The organism is Vibrio aestuarianus (genome assembly GCF_012395185.1).
GTDB lineage: Bacteria > Pseudomonadota > Gammaproteobacteria > Enterobacterales > Vibrionaceae > Vibrio > Vibrio aestuarianus.
Genome location: NZ_JAAZTU010000020.1, coordinates 25866 through 43595, shown reverse-complemented (window position 1 = coordinate 43595; position 17730 = coordinate 25866). Strand labels below are relative to the sequence as shown.

Genomic DNA, 17730 nt, shown 5'->3' with positions numbered 1-17730 from the left:
TATCTTGGTTTTACTGATAATAAAGTGCGGTCGCCATAGGACTTTTACCAAATAGCAGCGCCCACAGCTAACGCAACAAATAACACTGCCGTCACTTTACGAATAAGTGCGAGTGGCATTTTATCAGCGGAAAGTTTACCGATAATAACAACCGGCACGTTCGCCAATAACATACCAATAGTGGTGCCTAAAACGACTAATGTCAGTGCATCAGCGTATTGCGCGCCCAAAATTGACGTTGCGATCTGCGTTTTATCACCAATTTCTGCGACGAAAAAAGCAATAAAACTGGCGATAAACGGCCCCCGATTAGAAATCGATTCATCTTCATCCAGCTTATCGGGAATCAACACCCATGCAGCCATGGCGAGAAAACTCACCACCACGACCCACTTCAGAACTTGTGGAGAAAGGTAATCAGCCACTACCACACCCAACCAAGCCGCTAAAGCATGGTTAGCAATCGTGGCAAGGAAAATGGCAGCGATAATAGGAATGGGTTTACGGTAACGACTGGCTAACAGCAAGGAAAGCAGTTGGGTTTTATCGCCAATTTCAGCTAAGGCGACAGTAGTAATTGAAATAGCTAATACGCTCATGACATGCTCAACGGGGCGGGATAATTATAATAACCATAGACAAACGCCACACCCCACCCCGGTTAGTGATGTTTGTCTAAGGTCTTGCTAAGCTAAAATGACTTTAGCCTCGAACGCCATGGTGATTTGGCACCAATTATGTTGACGGACGAACCATTAAGATAAGAAATCTCGCCGGTAAGCTACTCCCCAAAGACGGCGCAATTCTAAGCAGCTAGTCACCAAATCTCAAGTCATACACTGGTTAAAACATCTCTTTTAAGAAAATTTGGCACAATTAGGTCCATAAATTCCACTAAAAGAGATTTTCGACTATTAATTAAGCAAGATTACCCCTACTCGCTGAGCGAATATCTGGGTATACTTGTTCGTTATTTTCATCCATTCAGATAGAAGAATCGCGCGAACCTGACTATGCAAAAATACGATATCAAAACCTTTCAGGGTATGATCCTCGCGCTGCAGGATTATTGGGCCCAACAAGGCTGTACCATTGTTCAACCATTAGACATGGAAGTAGGTGCAGGGACTTCTCACCCAATGACATGTCTACGAGCTTTAGGTCCAGAGCCAATTGCTACAGCGTATGTTCAACCTTCTCGTCGTCCGACCGACGGCCGCTATGGTGAGAACCCAAACCGCCTGCAACACTATTACCAATTCCAAGTTATCATCAAGCCATCACCAGACAACATTCAAGAGTTGTATCTTGGTTCTTTAGAAGTGCTTGGCGTTGACCCACAAGTACACGATATTCGTTTCGTGGAAGATAACTGGGAAAACCCAACTCTAGGGGCATGGGGTCTTGGCTGGGAAGTGTGGCTAAACGGTATGGAAGTGACTCAGTTTACTTACTTCCAACAAGTTGGTGGCCTTGAGTGCAAACCTGTAACTGGTGAAATCACTTACGGTATCGAGCGTCTAGCAATGTACATTCAGGGTGTCGATTCAGTCTATGATTTAGTCTGGACAGATGGCCCATTAGGTAAAGTGACCTACGGTGACATTTACCACCAAAATGAAGTCGAGCAGTCGACTTACAACTTCGAGCATGCTGATGTTGATTTCCTTTTCACCTTCTTCGATCAATGCGAAAAAGAGTGTAAACATCTGCTTGAGCTAGAAAAGCCATTGCCTCTTCCTGCCTACGAACGCATTTTGAAAGCAGGTCACGCCTTCAACCTATTGGATGCGCGTAAAGCGATTTCAGTGACTGAACGTCAACGTTATATCCTACGAATCCGTAACCTAACTAAAGCGGTTGCAGAAGCGTACTACGCATCTCGTGAAGCACTAGGCTTCCCAATGTGTAAAAAGGGTGAGGACAAATAAGATGGCAAAAGAATTTCTAATTGAATTAGGTACTGAAGAGCTACCACCGAAACAACTTCGCACCTTGGCAGAAGCGTTTGCTGCCAATTTTGAAGCAGAATTGAAAACGGCGGACCTAGCTCATGAAGGTATTAAATGGTTTGCAACCCCTCGTCGTTTAGCACTGAAAGTAGCCAACCTAGCACAAGGTCAAGCCGATAAAGTCGTTGAAAAACGTGGCCCTGCTATTTCAGTAGCCTTTGATGCCGATGGCAATCCAACCAAAGCAGCACAAGGCTGGGCTCGTGGTAACGGTATTACCGTTGAACAAGCAGAGCGCCTAAAAACCGAACAGGGCGAATGGCTGCTGTTCAAACAAGAAGTGAAAGGCCAACAAGCTAAAGCGATTGTGGTTGAATTAGCCGCAAAGGCACTGGCTAACCTGCCTATCGCAAAACCGATGCGTTGGGGTGATAAAGAAACACAATTTATCCGCCCAGTAAAAACTCTGACTATTTTGATGGGTGATGAACTGATCGAAGGTGAGATCTTAGGCGTAGCCTCTGCGCGCACCATTCGTGGTCACCGTTTTATGGGTGAAGCAGAATTCACCATCGACGATGCATCACAATACCCTGCGATTTTAGAAGAACGCGGTAAAGTGATCGCTGATTACGATGCACGTAAAGCAACCATTATTGCTGGCGCTCAACAAGCAGCACAACAAGTGGGTGGCGCTGCGGATCTCGAAGATGATCTGGTTGAAGAAGTCACGTCATTGGTTGAATGGCCAGTGGTTCTAACCGCTAAATTTGAAGAAAAATTCCTCAAAGTACCGTCAGAAGCTTTGGTTTACACCATGAAAGGTGACCAAAAATATTTCCCAGTGTATGACGAAAATAAACATCTACTGCCTAACTTTATCTTCGTTTCTAACATTGAGTCGAAAGAGCCTCGTCATGTTATCGAAGGTAACGAGAAAGTGGTTCGCCCACGCTTAGCGGATGCTGAGTTTTTCTTCAACACGGACCTAAAGAGCAAACTGGCCGATCGTCTGCCTCAGCTTGAGACGGCTATTTTCCAAAAGCAATTAGGCACGATTAAAGACAAAACAGACCGTATCACTGAGCTTGCAGGCTACATTGCAGAGCAAATCGGCGCAGACGTTGAAAAATCAAAGCGTGCGGGCTTACTCGCTAAATGCGATTTGATGACGTCAATGGTATTTGAATTCACCGATACTCAAGGTGTGATGGGCATGCACTATGCGCGTCACGATGGTGAAGCAGAAGAAGTCGCCATTGCTTTGAACGAACAATACATGCCTCGTTTTGCTGGCGATGATCTGCCAACAAATGGCGTATCCTCAGCGGTTGCCATGGCGGATAAACTGGACACCATCGTCGGTATCTTCGGTATTGGCCAAGCACCAAAAGGCAGCGACCCATTTGCTCTTCGTCGTGCTTCTTTAGGTGTACTGCGCATTATCGTTGAATACGGTTATAACTTGGACTTAGTTGACCTAGTGGCAAAAGCTAAATCGCTATTTGGTGATCGTCTAACTAACGACAACGTTGAACAAGATGTGATTGAGTTTATGCTCGGTCGCTTCCGCGCTTGGTATCAAGATGAAGGTTTCAGTGTAGACATCATCCAAGCGGTACTTGCTCGTCATCCAACCAAACCGGCGGATTTCGACAAGCGTGTTAAAGCGGTTTCCCACTTCCGTGAATTAGAAGCGGCTGAAGCCCTAGCGGCAGCCAATAAGCGTGTTGGTAATATTTTGGCGAAATTCGATGGTCAATTAGCCACTGAAATCAACCTAACTCTTCTTCAAGAAGATGCCGAAAAAGCATTAGCGGAAGAAGTGGAAGTGATGACTGAGGCGCTCGAACCCGCCTTCGCCACTGGTGATTACCAACAAGCATTAAGTAAACTGGCGGCACTGCGTGAGCCAGTTGATGCCTTTTTCGATAACGTGATGGTGATGGCAGATGACGAAGTATTGAAGCAAAACCGCTTAACGCTTCTCAATAACCTGCGTAACCTATTCCTGCAAATTGCTGATATTTCACTACTGCAAAAGTAATGAATTGAGTCAACCACCGCAGGTTAAACTATTGAAGCCCAACTCCATCGAGTTGGGCTTTTTTTTCACAGCTATTCCTATTTTCACTCTGCACAAAAATAGTGCTTTGCCTCACAAAAACATTGCGGTATGTTCAAAGACTATCCGATTGGCATGGGACCGTTCCATGCTCCGTTACGTAAGCAAATACAATAATGAATTAGGCAATAAGCGATGCAGTTTTCAAAATTTGGTGAAAAATTTAATCAGTATTCCGGTATTACCCAATTAATGGATGATCTTAATGATGGCCTACGCACCCCAGGAGCCATCATGCTCGGTGGTGGTAACCCAGCCGCCATTCCAGCCATGCTCGATTACTTTCACCAAGCCAGTGCCGATATGCTCAGCAGTGGAGAACTGATTGCTGCATTAGCCAACTACGATGGCCCGCAAGGTAAAGACCTGTTCGTTAAATCACTCGCCAAATTATTGAAAGAGACTTATGGCTGGGAGATCAGCGAAAAAAACATTAGCCTAACTAATGGTAGCCAAAGTGGCTTTTTCTACTTATTTAACTTATTTGCAGGCCAACAACCTGACGGCTCACACAAGAAAATTTTGCTCCCCCTAGCACCGGAATACATCGGTTATGGTGATGCTGGCATTGATGAAGATATTTTTGTCTCTTACCGCCCTGAAATTGAAATGCTCGATAATGGTCTCTTTAAATACCATGTCGATTTTGAAAAGCTGACAGTCGATGATTCCGTCGCGGCTATTTGCGCCTCTCGCCCGACCAACCCAACCGGTAATGTGTTAACGGAAGAAGAGATCCATAAACTGGATAAACTTGCGCGCGCCAACAATATCCCTCTGATCATCGACAACGCTTACGGTGTTCCCTTTCCCAATATTATTTTTGAAGAGATTGAACCCTTTTGGAATGACAACACCATTCTGTGTATGAGTTTATCGAAATTGGGGTTACCCGGTGTACGCTGCGGTATTGTGATTGCCAGTGAGACTATCACCCAAGCATTAACCAATATGAATGGCATTATTAGCCTAGCGCCAGGCAGTATCGGCCCTGCTATCGCCAACCATATGATTGAAAATGGTGATCTATTAAGGCTTAGCAGCGAGGTTATTAAGCCCTTCTACAAACAGAAATCGCAACGAGCCGTAGAGTTACTGCAACAAGCGATTAGCGACCCACGTTTTCGCATTCACAAACCAGAAGGCGCTATCTTTTTATGGCTTTGGTTTGATGAGTTGCCCATTACCACGATGGAACTTTACCAACGTTTAAAAGCGCGCGGGGTATTGATTGTACCGGGAGAGTATTTCTTTATCGGTCAACAAGATGATTGGCAACACGCGCATCAATGCTTGCGTATGAACTACGTGCAAGACGATGCCGCGATGCAAAAAGGCATTCAAATTATCGCACAAGAGATTGCACTGGCTTATCAGCAATCATAGTGATTGAGCAGAAATAGATGTAGCCACCATTAAAAAGAGCGCCAATTGGCGCTCTTTCACTACTTTATGCTTAATGGGTTACTTAGTTATTCTCAAGTAAGCTTTTACCATTAATCGCTATTTTACGTGGCTGCATTGCTTCAGGTGTTTCACGTTCCAAATCAACGTGCAGTAAACCATTTTCCATCGTTGCACCAATCACTTTAACGTAATCCGCTAATTGGAATTTACGCTCAAAATCGCGTTCAGCAATACCTTGATAGACGTAATTTTTATTCTCTTCAGCTTTACGCTCACCACGAACAATCAACATATTTTCTTGCTGAGTAATATCGATATGCTCTTCAGCAAAACCAGCAACCGCCATGGTGATACGATACTTATTTTCACCTTGTTGTTCGATATTGTACGGAGGGTAACCCGCTGAAGTGTTTTTCGCTGAGTTGGCTTCCATCATATTTAATAGACGGTCAAAACCAATTGCGTTGCGGTATAAAGGAGTGAAATCTACAGTTCTCATATTACTATCCTCATCATAAGCAATAGTCCTAGCTGCGAGTTTCCAACAAAGCAAAGCTCTGCGGCAGCTAAGGGATTCTCAGCCATTCCACTGGCGATATTGCGCAGAGACATGGTTTAGAATCTAGGTTCAAATTAGTGTGCTAAACGATACATCCTCTTATGAGCGATGTTGTTCTAGCGATTCCAGAGGTCTGTTTCTTCTCTATTGAGCAAGACAGCGACCCTCTTCACAACTAGATATATGGATTGAATAAAATAGTTTCAAGAGAAAATTTTAAAAATTTTTTCAAACTCATATTTTTCAATAAGTTAAAAACAAAAATACCGCCTTAAAAGACGGTATTCTCAATTAACTTCGCTTTCTTTATCGAAGCTAGATAGGATTAATTCAAGGAGAAGGCGCAGAATTTATAGGTATAAATGCACACCTTCAACACAAAAATCAGTTCATCTATACGTCGAGGTTAGCCACTTTCAGTGCATTCTCTTCAATGAACGCACGACGTGGCTCAACTTGGTCACCCATTAGCGTAGTAAACAGTTCATCAGCGCCAACAGCGTCCTCAATGGTGACTTGCATCATACGGCGAGAGTCTGGGTCCATAGTGGTTTCCCAAAGTTGGTCAGGGTTCATTTCACCCAAACCTTTGTAACGTTGTAGTGAAAGACCACGACGCGACTCTTTGATCAACCAATCTAATGCTTCTGTGAAGCTAGAAACTTCTTGAGTACGCTCGCCACGTTTTACATAAGCGCCTTCTTCAATCAAACCATCTAATGCTTCTGATAGATCCGCTAAACGGCCGTATTCTTTCGAGTTTAATAGATCCAAAGAAACCACATATTCGTGCATCACACCGTGAGTACGAACCACCAGCTTAACAATGCTCACACCCAACTCTTCGTGTTTTTCCACTTCAAGTGAGTATTGGCTTGCACCGACTTCTTTGGCGTTGAGTTGCTCTACCAGTTTTTCACCCCAAGCCTGCACTTGGTTGGCATCTTTAGACATCTCTGCGGTTAAACGAGGGATGTAAGTTAACTCGTTGATCATCGCATATGGGTAACGACGGCTCATGCGCTTAACCAGTTTCATACATTGATTGTATTGAAGCACCAGCTTTTCAAGTGGACCACCCGCTAAAGCAGGAGCATTGGCGTTGACATAAAGCTCTGCATTATCCAAAGCAAGACCTGCTTGATACAGCTCCATCGCTTCTTCATCTTTAATGTATTGCTCTTGCTTACCTTTCTTCACTTTGTAAAGTGGTGGCTGAGCAATATAGATGTAACCACGTTCAATCAACTCTGGCATTTGACGGTAGAAGAAGGTCAATAGTAGCGTACGGATGTGAGAACCATCGACGTCCGCATCGGTCATGATGATGATGTTATGGTAACGCAGTTTATCTGGGTTGTATTCGTCACGACCAATACCACAACCAAGGGCAGTGATAAGTGTGGCAACTTCTTGAGAAGAAAGCATTTTATCAAAACGTGCTTTCTCAACGTTGAGGATTTTACCTTTCAACGGCAAAATCGCTTGGTTTTTACGGTTACGTCCCTGCTTGGCTGATCCGCCAGCAGAGTCTCCTTCCACTATGTACAGTTCAGAAAGAGCAGGATCTTTTTCTTGGCAATCGGCCAGTTTACCCGGCAGGCCCGCTAAATCTAACGCGCCTTTACGACGAGTCATGTCGCGAGCTTTACGCGCCGCTTCACGAGCACGAGCCGCATCAATAATTTTGCCACACACGATTTTTGCTTCAGTTGGGTTTTCAATTAAGAATTCCGACAACTTCTCACTCATCGCTGATTCAACCGCTGATTTCACTTCGGATGAAACCAGTTTGTCTTTGGTTTGACTGGAGAATTTTGGATCTGGCACTTTTACCGATACAACCGCCGTTAAGCCTTCACGAGCATCATCACCCGAAGTCGCCGCTTGCGCTTTTTTCGAGTAACCTTCTTTGTCCATGAAGTTATTGAGCGTACGTGTCAATGCACCACGGAAACCGGCTAAGTGAGTACCACCATCTCGTTGTGGGATGTTGTTGGTAAAACAGTACACCCCCTCCTGGAACCCATCGTTCCATTGCATCGCAACTTCAACGGTAATGCCATCTTCTTCACGAGTATGGTCAAAGTAGAAAATCTTTTGGTGAATTGGGGTTTTATTGCGGTTTAGATGCTCAACGAAAGCACGGATACCACCTTCAAACATGAAGTGATCAGATTTATCTTCTTCACGCTCATCGGTTAATTTAATCGATACGCCAGAGTTTAGGAAAGAAAGCTCACGTAGACGTTTAGCTAGAATTTCGTAATGGAATTCAATGTTGGTGAAGGTTTCTTCACTTGGCCAGAAACGGATGCGAGTACCAGTTTCTTCGGTTTTACCGATCACAGCCAATGGTGCTTGAGGCACACCATGATGATAGATTTGTTGGAATATTTCACCTTTACGCTTAATGGTCAGTTCCACTTTTTCAGATAGGGCGTTTACCACAGAAACCCCTACACCATGCAGACCACCAGAAACTTTGTATGAGTTATCATCAAACTTACCACCCGCGTGGAGTACCGTCATGATAACTTCAGCAGCAGAAACACCTTCTTCTTCGTGCATTTCCGTTGGAATACCACGGCCGTCATCGCTGACCGATACCGAGTTATCTTCATGGATGGTGATTATGATGTCTGAACAATGGCCTGCCAACGCTTCATCAATTGAGTTATCCACCACCTCAAAAACCATGTGGTGCAGACCGGTGCCATCATCAGTGTCGCCGATGTACATACCTGGACGTTTACGTACCGCATCCAGACCCTTCAGTACCTTAATACTCGATGAATCGTAATTATTCGACATCAGTTACTCTCTCACTATTTATCCGTGTCCTATTTTGCCATGTTCCACATGAAACATCTTGCTGTTTGACTCAATCATGTCTGCAACTTGGCTTTCAGTAATAGAACTTACAAAAACCTGAGCCCCCGTCGCTTTTAAGCAGTCTGCTAAGCGCTGACGACGTTGGCTATCTAATTCAGAAGCAAAGTCATCTATCAAGTAGATGCATTGCTTACCTGTCAATTGGGTAAGGTGCTGTCCTTGTGCAACACGCAGTGCACACACCATTAACTTCAACTGACCTCGTGATAAAACGTCTTCTACTGGCGTTCCATTCACTTTAATTCTTAAGTCCGCTTTATTCGGACCACTAAACGTGTAACCAAGCGATTGGTCACGCTCGAAGTTCTTTTCGAGGATTTGTTGATAAGGCGTGTCCTTATCCCAGCCTCTTGAATACTTCAATTGAATATCAAATTCGGGTAAAAAACCTTGGCATAATTCTTCAGCAACGAGTTTCATTTGTGCAACGTATGCACTACGCCAAACATCAATCTGTTCCGCTAAACGCGCCATTTCTTGATCCCAATAACTGAGTTCACGATAACTGGTCGCGGTTTTTAATAACGCATTACGTTGCTTATTGAGGCGCTTAAAACGCCCCCATGCATCATAGAAAGCAGGTTCAGTATGGAACACCCCCCAATCGATAAATGCACGCCGTTGTTTTGGTCCATCCGTCAGCAGATCAAACCCTTCAGGGTGAATCAACTGCAATGGTAAAACTTGCGCCAACTGTGCCAATTTTTGCCCAGATTGACCGCCTATTTTAACCTCTGTCGAGCCATCACGCTGCTTATTAATGCCAATTGGTAGCTCAAATTGATCCGAGGTCAAAAAACGCCCATGAACAAACAGTTCCTGACACTCGTTTTGAATCACTCGCCCCGTTAATGCGCTCTTAAATGAACGACCATGACCGAGTAAATAGATCGCTTCCAATACACTGGTTTTGCCGCTGCCATTTGGACCAACAAGAAAGTTAAAGCCTGCTGATAATGGAATATCACAGGCTTTAATATTACGAAATTGTTGAACGATGAGACGAGTAAGTGGCATTAAGCAAACTTAAAGTCGGATCGGCATCACGACATACATAGCACTGTCGTCATCGCGATTTTCAATTAATGCACTGGCATTGGCATCCGACATAGAAACACGTACCTGCTCACAACGTAATGTATTGAGTACATCCAAGACATAGCTAACGTTAAAACCAATTTCAATCGCCTCACCTTCAAAGGTGACGTCCAACATTTCCTCGGCCTCTTCTTGCTCTGGGTTGTTGGCGGTGATACGCATTTCGTTATTAGCTAAATTCACGCGAACACCACGGAATTTTTCATTAGACAAAATCGCCGCTCGCGAAAATGCCTGACGTAGTTCATCGCAACCTGTTTCTAGCGTTTTGTTGGTATGTTGCGGCATTACGCGGCGATAATCTGGGAATCGGCCATCGACAAGCTTAGAAGTAAAGACAAAGTTATTCACTTCCGCTCGTAGATTGGAACTACCAATTTGCAGTACGACAGGTTGTTCTGGTGCATCAAGCAGCTTCACTAATTCTTGCACCCCTTTACGCGGCACAATGATCTGCTTATTGGAGAAATCGGCAGCTAATGAGGTTTGAGAAACCGCCATACGGTGACCATCTGTTGCCACTGAACGTAATATTGAACCATCAATTTCAAATAGCATACCGTTCAAGTAATAACGCACATCTTGGTTGGCCATTGAAAACTGAGTTTTTTCAATCAAGCCACGCAGCTCTGCTTGTGTCACTTCAACTTCGACTTCACTTTGCCAATCTTCAATGTTTGGGAAATCACTGGCTGGCAAAGTGGCAAGAGAGAAGCGACTACGACCAGAACGCATTTGGATACGATCACCTTCTAAAACCACAGTGATCACCGCACTATCCGGTAAACCTCGACAAATATCCAAAAACTTACGTGCAGGAACCGTAATATTACCCGCTTCACAATCCCCTTCTAGGGTTACTCGGCTAATCAGCTCAACTTCAAGATCGGTGGCTGTCATCGACAACACATTTTCTTCCACTTTAAGCAGTAAGTTACCAAGAATAGGCAAAGTTGCACGTCCGCCTAACGTGCCAGAAACTTGCTGAAGTGGCTTAATGAAGTGGCTACGTTCAATAGTAAATTTCATAGTTAGCTCTTACGATGTTATCGGGCGATACCCAGACCGTGGGTAAAAATAGCTGATATCTGCAGCTTGTACATCAAGAAGAAAGCGTACGAATCAAATTCGAGTAATCTTCTTTAATGTCATGACTCTCTTCACGCAACTGCTGTATTTTACGGCAAGCATGCAGCACTGTGGTATGGTCTCGACCACCAAATGCATCACCAATTTCAGGTAAGCTGTGGTTGGTGAGTTCTTTTGCGAGTGCCATCGCTAATTGACGAGGACGTGCTACGGAACGAGAGCGGCGTTTAGAAAGCAGATCCGCGACTTTGATTTTGTAATATTCCGCCACAGTCTTTTGAATATTGTCTATGGTGACTAATTTTTCTTGTAACGCCAGTAGATCACGCAGTGCTTCGCGAACAAAATCAATCGTAATAGGACGACCTGTGAAGTTAGCGTTAGCGATAACGCGGTTCAAAGCTCCTTCCAGCTCACGAACATTAGAACGCAGACGTTTTGCAATAAAGAAGGCCACTTCATCGGCGAGATGAATTTGGTGATCTTCAGCCTTCTTCATTAAAATCGCGACTCGCGTTTCAAGCTCTGGTGGCTCAATGGCAACCGTTAGACCCCACCCAAAGCGCGATTTCAGGCGATCTTCCACACCGTTGATCTCTTTTGGATAGCGATCGGAAGTCAGAATGATTTGTTGGTTGCCTTCTAATAGCGCATTGAAGGTATGGAAAAACTCTTCTTGAGAACGCTCTTTATTAGCAAAAAATTGAATGTCATCGATCAATAACGCATCGACACTACGGTAATAGCGTTTGAATTCTTCAATTGCATTATTTTGTAATGCTTTCACCATATCTTGCACAAAACGCTCTGAGTGCATGTAGATCACTTTCGCATTCGGATTGTTATCGACAATCGCATTGCCGACTGCGTGCAATAAGTGCGTTTTACCAAGGCCTGTGCCACCGTACAAAAACAGTGGATTATAAGCAGCCCCAGGGTTATCTGACACTTGACGCGCAGCAGCCAAACCCAATTGGTTTGATTTACCTTCAACAAAGTTATTGAACTTGTGCTTAGGGTTAACGTTTGAACGGTGGTTGATATCTGCCACCACAGTATCGTTTTCCCAAGTACGGTGCACTGGCTTACGCGCTTGCAATTGCGCCGGTGCTGACGATTCGGCCGCGACATCAGCAGGCGTACGTACAGGCGCTGTTTTTGGCGCGCTGACTCGACGACTGCCCACTTCAAAACGCAAGCTTGGAGTATCGTTGCCACAATGCTCTTGCAATAAACGGTTAATGCTATTGATGTACTTATCACGCACCCAATCCAACACAAAACGGTTTGGGGCAAACAAAGTGAGAGTATTGTCATTAAGTTCCGCTTGTAACGGACGTACCCACATACTGAATTCTGCTGCGGGTAATTCTTCTTGAAGCTGTTGCAAACATTGCAACCATAGCGAAGATGACACGGTGCTCTCACTCTAAGTAAATGATCGAAAAGACTGGCGATTTTACCTGTTGATAACCAAGATCGCCAGCAATTGATCGAGGATCCAGTGAATAAGATCTAAGTTATTCACACAAATTAGGCTTGATTTTTGTAGATCTTCACAACTAACCTCTATTTTACCCACATAATGATCCACATATACAAAGATCAGTGTGAGTTATCCCCATTTTGCGATTACCTTCGGTTATGGCTAATAACAACTGGTTATTTATTCTATTGTGTCATTTACCAGTAACATCCTGCTCTATAAATATAAGGAGTCACAAGATGAAAAACTGGATTAAAATCGCGATTGCCGCAATTGCGCTATCGACAGCAACCGTACAAGCCGCCACTGAAATTAAAGTCGGTATGTCAGGTCGTTATTTCCCTTTCACTTTCGTAGAAAAAGACAAACTACAAGGCTTTGAAGTGGATGTGTGGGATGAAATCGGTAAACGTAACGACTACCAAGTCGAATATGTTACATCAAGTTTTTCTGGGCTGTTTGGTTTACTCGAAACGGGACGAATTGATACCATTTCAAACCAAATCACCATCACTGATGCTCGCAAAGCGAAATATCTATTTGCTGACCCTTATGTAATTGATGGTGCTCAAATTACAGTGCGTAAAGGTAATGACAGCATTCAGGGCATTGAAGATTTAGCAGGCAAAACTGTCGCGGTGAATTTGGGTTCGAACTTTGAACAACTACTTCGCAGCTATGACAAAGAGAATAAAATCAATATCAAAACCTACGATACAGGTATTGAGCATGATGTTGCGCTTGGACGTTCTGATGCGTTTGTGATGGATCGTTTGTCAGCACTTGAGCTGATTAAAAAAACTGGTTTACCGCTACAACTAGCAGGTAAACCTTTTGAAACCATTGAAAATGCTTGGCCATTCGTCAACAACGAAAAAGGTCAAAAGTTGCAATCTGAAGTGAACAAAGCATTGGCATCAATGCGTGCTGATGGCACTCTAAGTAACATTTCTGAAAAATGGTTCGGTGCTGATATCACCAATAAATAAGTCAGGGTATCGTTATATATAGAGGTGGAATGGTTCATTCCACCTTTTCTTTTTATCTAAAGGTAAGTGCATGGGATTTGATTTTAACTACATGCTGGAGTTGATGCCGATACTGCTCAAGTATTTAGGCACCACAATGGAAATGGCAAGCTGGGGCCTAGTCTTTGCGCTGATTTTATCGGTCATTTTAGCCAATATTCGAGTGTTTAAAGTTCCGATTTTAAACCCATTAAGCCAGCTATATATCAGTTTTTTCCGTGGTACGCCTTTGCTGGTTCAACTATTCCTGCTGTATTACGGTCTACCGCAAGTCTTTCCTTTCATGGTCGGATTAAACGCCTTTAGCGCTGCGGTGATTGGTTTAACCTTACACTTTGCCGCTTACATGGCCGAAAGTATTCGCGCCGCAATTATCGGCATTGACCGCAGTCAAATGGAAGCGAGCTTATCGGTGGGAATGACCACCAGCCAAGCCATGCGTCGTATTATTTTGCCGCAAGCGACACGTGTTGCTCTGCCTTCGTTGATGAACTATTTCATCGACATGATCAAATCCACCTCGCTTGCTTTTACTTTAGGTGTGGCGGAAATAATGGCAAAAGCGCAAATGGAAGCTTCTTCAAGTTTTCGCTTTTTTGAAGCTTTCTTAGCTGTCGCATTAATTTATTGGGCTGTGGTGGTGATACTCACCCGCATCCAGATTTGGGCTGAAGAGAAACTCAATAAGGCGTATGTACGATGATCAAACTTGAAAATATTCATAAGCGTTTTGGGGAAACCGAGGTATTAAAGGGTATTGATCTCTCTATTGAGCAAGGCGAGATCATCGTCATTATCGGTTCGAGTGGAACTGGGAAATCAACCTTATTACGCTGCGTAAATTTTTTAGAGCAAGCAGATCAAGGCAAAATAACCATTGATGATGTGACCGTCGACAGCCAAAAACCGACCAAAGCCGAAGTGCTCGCTCTGCGCCGCAAAACTGGGTTCGTCTTCCAAAACTACGCCCTATTTGCTCATATGACCGCCAGACAAAATATTGCTGAAGGGCTAATAACCGTGCGAGGTTGGAAAAAGGACCAAGCTTTAGCTCGTGCACAACAAATTTTGGATGACATTGGCCTGAGTGATAAAGGCGATAGTTATCCCGCCGCGCTTTCCGGTGGACAGCAGCAACGTGTAGGTATTGGCAGAGCAATGGCGCTGCAACCAGAATTGCTATTATTTGATGAGCCAACGTCTGCTCTTGATCCTGAATGGGTCGGCGAAGTACTTGCTTTAATGAAGAAATTAGCAACACAGCATCAAACAATGCTGGTGGTGACTCATGAAATGCAATTTGCTAAAGAGGTCGCGGATCGCGTGATCTTCATGGCAAATGGCCACATTGTAGAACAAGGTTCTCCACAGGATATCTTCGATAATCCACAAGATCCTAAACTCAAGAAATTTTTAAATCAGGTCGGGATCGACTAAGGATCCTTGTGCTTTTAAGGAGACTGCGTATAATCGCCCGACCGGAATTTTAGTAAACCCAATCGTTGACACTTATTGTGACAGTGATTACAATTCCGCCTCTTTGTTGAGAGGCGTCGGATTCCTTTCTTTATATAAAGAAGAGAAATATGCCCACGCCGGGTTTCATTGAACCTAAAAACTACTGATCAGTAAGGTAATTACACATGTCTAAACGCACTTTTCAACCTACCGTTCTAAAGCGCAAGCGTACTCACGGCTTCCGTGCACGCATGGCAACTAAGAACGGCCGTAAGGTTATTAATGCACGTCGTGCTAAAGGCCGTGCGCGCCTGTCAAAATAATTCGCGATTATTTTGAATACGTACGCGTTCAATCGGGAGTTACGTTTGTTAACTCCCGAGCATTATAAAAAAGTCTTTCAGCAAGCGCATAGCGCAGGCTCCCCCCATTTCACAATTATTGCTCGCGAAAATTCTCTCTCTCATCCAAGATTGGGACTAGCCGTTCCGAAAAAACAGATCAAAACCGCTGTTGGTCGTAACCGCTTCAAGCGTCTCGCTCGCGAAAGTTTTCGCAACAAACAACATCAACTTCCAAATAAAGATTTTGTTGTCATTGCTAAAAAGAGCGCGCAAGATTTAAGCAATGAAGAAATGTTCAAACTATTAGATAAATTATGGCATCGCCTGTCTCGCCCTTCACGTGGTTAGCTATCGGATTCGTCCGTCTTTATCAAGGAATCATTAGTCCTCTCCTTGGTCCACGCTGTCGTTTTACTCCAACCTGCTCTACATATGCGATAGAAGCGTTGAAAGGTCACGGTTTTGTAAAAGGGTGTTGGTTATCAGGCAAACGTCTATTAAAATGCCACCCTTTGAATGAAGGGGGTTTTGACCCCGTTCCACCACCAGTCCAAACACAAGACAGAGATAAATAACGATGGATTCTCAACGTAATATCCTGTTAATCGCCTTGGCATTGGTTTCTTTTTTACTTTTCCAGCAATGGCAAGTAGCTAAGAACCCAGCACCTCAAGCGGTTGAGCAGGCACAAAATAGCAGTACTTTACCTGCACCATCTATTGCTGATGAGTTAGACCCAACACCTACACAGAATGTGTCGGCAAAAACTATCACCGTCACGACTGATGTACTGACTCTGTCAATTGACACAGTTGGTGGTGATGTAGTTTCAGCTGAACTAAATCAGTACGACGCTGAACTTGATTCAGAAGACTCGTTTGTTCTACTTAAAAATATTCCTGGTCACCAATTTATCGCACAAAGTGGTTTAGTGGGCCCTCAAGGTATCGATTTAAGCAGCAATAATCGTCCAAACTATGCAGTTAGCGCTGACAGCTTTGCCCTAGCTGACGGTCAAGACGAACTGCGTATTCCAATGACGTATCAAGCTAATGGCCTTGAATACACCAAAACATTCATCCTTAAACGTGGTAGCTACGCGTTAGATGTTGAATTTGATGTACTCAACAAGTCAGGTAACAATGCGACACTAGGTATGTATGCTCACTTACGTCAAAATCTATTAGACGCTGGTGGCAGCCTAGCAATGCCAACTTACCGTGGTGGTGCTTATTCAACAGAAGAAACACGCTACAAAAAATACAGCTTCGACGATATGCAAGATCGCAACCTATCTCTTCCATTAGCCAATGGACAAGGTTGGGCGGCGATGATCCAACACTACTTTGCAACGGCGTGGATCCCACGTAACGAGGCTGGTTCAAATCTGTACACTCGTGTGATTGGCAATTTAGGTGATATCGGCGTACGTATGCCAAACAAAACCATCGCAGATGGTGACAAAGCGACGTTTTTAGCAACCCTGTGGGTTGGTCCAAAACTGCAAGATGAAATGGCTGAGGTTGCACCTAACCTTGACCTAGTGGTTGACTACGGTTGGCTATGGTTTATTGCTAAACCACTACACATGCTACTTTCATTTATTCAAAGCTTTGTGGGCAACTGGGGTGTGGCAATCATCTGCTTAACCTTCATCGTTCGTGGTGCCATGTACCCACTAACCAAAGCGCAATACACTTCAATGGCTAAAATGCGCATGCTGCAACCTAAACTGCAAGCAATGCGCGAGCGTATCGGCGATGACCGCCAACGCATGAGCCAAGAGATGATGGAACTGTACAAAAAAGAGAAAGTAAATCCACTCGGTGGTTGTTTACCTATCTTCCTACAGATGCCAATCTTCATTGCGCTTTACTGGTCATTAATGGAATCTGTTGAACTGCGTCATTCACCATTCTTTGGTTGGATTCATGACCTTTCAGCACAAGACCCATACTACATCTTGCCATTATTGATGGGTGTAAGTATGTTTATGATCCAGAAGATGAGCCCAACAACGGTAACAGATCCGATGCAGCAGAAGATCATGACCTTTATGCCGGTTATGTTTACGTTCTTCTTCTTGTTCTTCCCATCAGGCCTTGTTATCTACTGGTTGGTATCGAACATCGTAACTTTGATTCAACAAACTGTGATTTACAGAGCGTTGGAGAAAAAAGGCTTACATTCTAAGTAGTCACTCGCTGATGAAGTAAGACCGAACAAATTGAACAAAGGCGGCCAAAAGGTCGCCTTTTTGTTTTTGGCTGATTACAATTGCGCTAATCC

16 protein-coding genes are annotated in these 17730 nt (G+C 44.1%); 10 read left to right on the top strand and 6 right to left on the bottom strand.

Features of this window, described 5'->3' with window-relative positions; genetic code table 11:
- Positions 1-44: 44 nt before the first annotated feature.
- The gene (locus HGG78_RS11045; RefSeq protein ID WP_053308882.1) at positions 45-599 is read right to left on the bottom strand and encodes a TMEM165/GDT1 family protein; all 555 of its coding nucleotides are present in this window, start codon (positions 597-599) and stop codon (positions 45-47) included.
- A gap of 414 nt (positions 600-1013) precedes the next feature.
- Here HGG78_RS11045 and glyQ point away from each other — a divergent pair, with 414 nt between their 5' ends.
- From glyQ to HGG78_RS11030, 3 genes are all read left to right on the top strand, one after another.
- Complete coding sequence (gene glyQ, locus HGG78_RS11040) at positions 1014-1931, top strand: glycine--tRNA ligase subunit alpha (protein ID WP_053308881.1); 918 nt, start codon at positions 1014-1016, stop codon at positions 1929-1931.
- A gap of 1 nt (position 1932) precedes the next feature.
- A complete protein-coding gene (gene glyS, locus HGG78_RS11035; protein WP_172532904.1) occupies positions 1933-3999 on the top strand; it encodes a glycine--tRNA ligase subunit beta in 2067 nt (688 codons plus the stop codon).
- A 213-nt stretch (positions 4000-4212) separates the two neighbouring features.
- Complete coding sequence (locus HGG78_RS11030; protein WP_172532903.1) at positions 4213-5463, top strand: valine--pyruvate transaminase; 1251 nt, start codon at positions 4213-4215, stop codon at positions 5461-5463.
- A gap of 82 nt (positions 5464-5545) precedes the next feature.
- Here the strand turns inward: HGG78_RS11030 and HGG78_RS11025 are convergent, their stop codons facing one another.
- The 5 genes from HGG78_RS11025 to dnaA form a co-directional block, all read right to left on the bottom strand.
- On the bottom strand, positions 5546-5983 hold the full coding sequence (locus tag HGG78_RS11025; RefSeq protein ID WP_053308878.1) for an Hsp20 family protein: 438 nt from the start codon (positions 5981-5983) through the stop codon (positions 5546-5548).
- Positions 5984-6436: 453 nt separating this feature from the next.
- Positions 6437-8857: a DNA topoisomerase (ATP-hydrolyzing) subunit B gene (gene gyrB / locus HGG78_RS11020; protein ID WP_168780408.1), complete on the bottom strand. Its 2421-nt coding sequence runs from the start codon at positions 8855-8857 to the stop codon at positions 6437-6439.
- 18 nt (positions 8858-8875) lie between these two features.
- Positions 8876-9955, bottom strand: a complete 1080-nt coding sequence (gene recF, locus HGG78_RS11015) for a DNA replication/repair protein RecF (RefSeq protein ID WP_168523837.1) — start codon at positions 9953-9955, stop codon at positions 8876-8878.
- 9 nt (positions 9956-9964) lie between these two features.
- Positions 9965-11065: a DNA polymerase III subunit beta gene (gene dnaN, locus HGG78_RS11010; RefSeq protein WP_053308875.1), complete on the bottom strand. Its 1101-nt coding sequence runs from the start codon at positions 11063-11065 to the stop codon at positions 9965-9967.
- Between the two features lie 73 nt (positions 11066-11138).
- Positions 11139-12542, bottom strand: a complete 1404-nt coding sequence (gene dnaA, locus HGG78_RS11005; protein ID WP_053308874.1) for a chromosomal replication initiator protein DnaA — start codon at positions 12540-12542, stop codon at positions 11139-11141.
- Positions 12543-12850: 308 nt separating this feature from the next.
- Between dnaA and HGG78_RS11000 the strand changes: the two genes are divergently transcribed.
- The 7 genes from HGG78_RS11000 (at position 12851) to yidC (ending at position 17638) form a co-directional block, all read left to right on the top strand.
- Complete coding sequence (locus HGG78_RS11000) at positions 12851-13600, top strand: amino acid ABC transporter substrate-binding protein (protein WP_168523843.1); 750 nt, start codon at positions 12851-12853, stop codon at positions 13598-13600.
- Between the two features lie 70 nt (positions 13601-13670).
- On the top strand, positions 13671-14342 hold the full coding sequence (locus HGG78_RS10995; protein WP_053308872.1) for an amino acid ABC transporter permease: 672 nt from the start codon (positions 13671-13673) through the stop codon (positions 14340-14342).
- The gene (locus HGG78_RS10990) at positions 14339-15076 is read left to right on the top strand and encodes an amino acid ABC transporter ATP-binding protein (protein WP_172532902.1); all 738 of its coding nucleotides are present in this window, start codon (positions 14339-14341) and stop codon (positions 15074-15076) included. Before HGG78_RS10995 ends, HGG78_RS10990 begins: the two co-directional genes overlap by 4 nt.
- 206 nt (positions 15077-15282) lie before the next feature.
- Positions 15283-15420, top strand: a complete 138-nt coding sequence (gene rpmH, locus HGG78_RS10985; RefSeq protein ID WP_010319951.1) for a 50S ribosomal protein L34 — start codon at positions 15283-15285, stop codon at positions 15418-15420.
- Positions 15421-15432: 12 nt separating this feature from the next.
- Entirely contained in the window at positions 15433-15789 is a 357-nt protein-coding gene (gene rnpA, locus HGG78_RS10980; protein ID WP_080996273.1) for a ribonuclease P protein component, read from the top strand.
- On the top strand, positions 15756-16016 hold the full coding sequence (gene yidD / locus HGG78_RS10975; RefSeq protein WP_080996272.1) for a membrane protein insertion efficiency factor YidD: 261 nt from the start codon (positions 15756-15758) through the stop codon (positions 16014-16016). Before rnpA ends, yidD begins: the two co-directional genes overlap by 34 nt.
- Before the next feature lie 2 nt (positions 16017-16018).
- Entirely contained in the window at positions 16019-17638 is a 1620-nt protein-coding gene (yidC, locus tag HGG78_RS10970) for a membrane protein insertase YidC (protein WP_168523849.1), read from the top strand.
- The last annotated feature ends 92 nt before the right edge of the window (positions 17639-17730 follow it).

Bases quoted from the DNA above. Each gene is read 5' to 3' on its own strand.
- HGG78_RS11045 (WP_053308882.1), bottom strand. From the start codon at position 599: ATGAGCGTATTAGCTATTTCAATTACTACTGTCGCCTTAGCTGAAATT.
- glyQ (WP_053308881.1), top strand. From the start codon at position 1,014: ATGCAAAAATACGATATCAAAACCTTTCAGGGTATGATCCTCGCGCTG.
- glyS (WP_172532904.1), top strand. From the start codon at position 1,933: ATGGCAAAAGAATTTCTAATTGAATTAGGTACTGAAGAGCTACCACCG.
- HGG78_RS11030 (WP_172532903.1), top strand. From the start codon at position 4,213: ATGCAGTTTTCAAAATTTGGTGAAAAATTTAATCAGTATTCCGGTATT.
- HGG78_RS11025 (WP_053308878.1), bottom strand. From the start codon at position 5,983: ATGAGAACTGTAGATTTCACTCCTTTATACCGCAACGCAATTGGTTTT.
- gyrB (WP_168780408.1), bottom strand. From the start codon at position 8,857: ATGTCGAATAATTACGATTCATCGAGTATTAAGGTACTGAAGGGTCTG.
- recF (WP_168523837.1), bottom strand. From the start codon at position 9,955: ATGCCACTTACTCGTCTCATCGTTCAACAATTTCGTAATATTAAAGCC.
- dnaN (WP_053308875.1), bottom strand. From the start codon at position 11,065: ATGAAATTTACTATTGAACGTAGCCACTTCATTAAGCCACTTCAGCAA.
- HGG78_RS11000 (WP_168523843.1), top strand. From the start codon at position 12,851: ATGAAAAACTGGATTAAAATCGCGATTGCCGCAATTGCGCTATCGACA.
- HGG78_RS10995 (WP_053308872.1), top strand. From the start codon at position 13,671: ATGGGATTTGATTTTAACTACATGCTGGAGTTGATGCCGATACTGCTC.
- HGG78_RS10990 (WP_172532902.1), top strand. From the start codon at position 14,339: ATGATCAAACTTGAAAATATTCATAAGCGTTTTGGGGAAACCGAGGTA.
- rpmH (WP_010319951.1), top strand. From the start codon at position 15,283: ATGTCTAAACGCACTTTTCAACCTACCGTTCTAAAGCGCAAGCGTACT.
- yidD (WP_080996272.1), top strand. From the start codon at position 15,756: ATGGCATCGCCTGTCTCGCCCTTCACGTGGTTAGCTATCGGATTCGTC.
- yidC (WP_168523849.1), top strand. From the start codon at position 16,019: ATGGATTCTCAACGTAATATCCTGTTAATCGCCTTGGCATTGGTTTCT.